The sequence below is a fragment of the Corynebacterium glyciniphilum AJ 3170 genome (assembly GCF_007673095.1).
Taxonomy (GTDB): Bacteria; Actinomycetota; Actinomycetes; order Mycobacteriales; family Mycobacteriaceae; genus Corynebacterium.
The window spans coordinates 1-239 of the sequence record NZ_VDYZ01000342.1 but is presented as its reverse complement, the minus strand read 5'-3'; the positions used below and the strand labels follow the sequence as shown (position 1 = coordinate 239).

Below are 239 nucleotides of genomic sequence, written 5' to 3'. Positions count from 1 at the left end.
TCTTCCTCAAGCATCCACCCCATACCTCACAACACCACCTCCCACCCTGCCCCACTCTCGACAGCAACCACCACCACCCCCACTCCCTCACCCCCCCTCACCCCCTCCCTCACCACCACCCGTCTCAACGACTCACCCCCACCCACCCCCTTCACCCCCACATCCTCAACATCCACTCCATGCACCTCTACCCCCCAATCGACATCCCCACCCCCAAACTTCCCCCCGAGCACACGCCC

At 64.4% G+C, this 239-nt stretch carries 1 protein-coding gene; it reads right to left on the bottom strand.

Annotation, left to right across the window (positions count from 1 at the left end; genetic code table 11):
* Positions 1-26: 26 nt before the first annotated feature.
* Positions 27-239, bottom strand: a 213-nt coding sequence (locus FS507_RS20130) for a hypothetical protein (protein ID WP_222121484.1), incomplete at its 5' end; no start/stop codon positions are given.